General features: G+C 54.1%; 2 protein-coding genes. Both read right to left on the minus strand.

Annotated elements, in window-relative coordinates; genetic code table 11:
• Positions 1-683, minus strand: a 683-nt coding sequence (gene lpxM, locus KQJ18_RS23980; protein ID WP_216422948.1) for a lauroyl-Kdo(2)-lipid IV(A) myristoyltransferase, incomplete at its 3' end; no start/stop codon positions are given.
• A gap of 119 nt (positions 684-802) precedes the next feature.
• On the minus strand, positions 803-1,487 hold a 685-nt coding region (gene mepM / locus KQJ18_RS23985; RefSeq protein ID WP_216422949.1), incomplete at its 5' end, for a murein DD-endopeptidase MepM.

A 1,487-nucleotide genomic window follows, 5' to 3' on the forward strand; every position in this document is an offset into this window, starting at 1 on the left:
GCTTTATAGGTCGCAAAAAAGTCCACAAACTCGCTGTGTTCAGGACCATGGTCCTGATCCGGCAAATAGTATCCCCAATATCCCTGACGTACAGACTGAATAAACGGTTTGATACCATCGTTACGCGCATGCAGGCGGCCACCGAAACGACGGCGCACCGTGTTCCAGACGTAATCGAATACCGGGTTTCCCTGGTTGTGGAACATCGCCGCCATTTTCTGCCCCTGGGAAGCCATCAACATCGCCGGGATGTCCACCCCCCAGCCATGAGGAACGAGAAAAATCACCTTTTCATCGTTGCGACGCATCTCTTCGATGATATCCAGGCCTTGCCAGTCAACCCGACTCTGAATTTTCTCCGGGCCGCGTATCGCCAGTTCCGCCATCATGACCATCGCCTGAGGCGCGGTCGCGAACATTTCATCGACAATGGCCTCGCGCTCAGCTTCACTACGCTCAGGAAAGCAGAGAGACAAATTGATCAATGCTCTGCGACGCGAGCTTTTTCCCAGTCTTCCGGCGAGCCGTCCGAGCTTTGCCAAAACAGGATCGCGGAATGATGCTGGCGTTAACGCAATCCCGGCTATCGCCGCCACGCCAAGCCAGGCGCCCCAGTAGCGCGGATGGCGAAATGATTTGTGAAACTCAGGGATATACTCAATATTCTTTTTTTTCGTTTCCATGCTCTTCCAGTGTCTGGTATCGCGAAAAGTAAATCTGCTGATAGTGTAGCGGCGCACCGTGTGCCGTACAAAATAAAAAAGCCGGCACGCATCGCGTACCGGCTCTGTCAGTGTGCTAATTAATCAAAACGCAGCTGAGGAACAACTTCTTTCACCTGTGCCAGGTAATCAGTGCGATCTGAACCAGTCAACCCTTCTGTACGCGGCAGTTTCGCCGTCAGCGGGTTAACAGCCTGCTGGTTGATCCAAACTTCGTAATGCAGGTGCGGGCCCGTTGAACGTCCGGTATTGCCTGACAGCGCGATACGGTCGCCACGTTTCACTTTTTGTCCTGGCTTAACCAATAGCTTACGCAGGTGCATATAACGCGTAGTGTAGGTGCGACCATGACGTACCGCAACATAGTACCCAGCGGCGCCGCTGCGCTTCGCGACAACCACTTCACCATCACCCACCGATAGCACTGGCGTCCCCTGCGGCATCGCAAAGTCGACACCTTTATGCGGCGCTACGCGTCCCGTCACCGGGTTCAGGCGACGCGGGTTAAAGTTCGAGGAGATGCGGAACTGTTTCGCCGTTGGGAAACGCATAAAGCCTTTCGCCAGTCCGGTACCATTTCGGTCATAGAACTTACCGTCTTCAGCGCGGATGGCGTAATAATCTTTGCCTTCAGAACGCAAACGCACGCCCAGCAGTTGGCTTTGCTCACGTTTGCCGTCGAGCATTTCGCGAGACATCAGCACCGAGAACTCATCGCCTTTTTTCAGTTTGCGGAAATCCATCTGCCACTGCATGGCCTTGATC

Source organism: Citrobacter sp. S55_ASV_140, from assembly GCF_018919505.1.
In the GTDB taxonomy this organism is placed as follows: domain Bacteria; phylum Pseudomonadota; class Gammaproteobacteria; order Enterobacterales; family Enterobacteriaceae; genus Citrobacter; species Citrobacter werkmanii.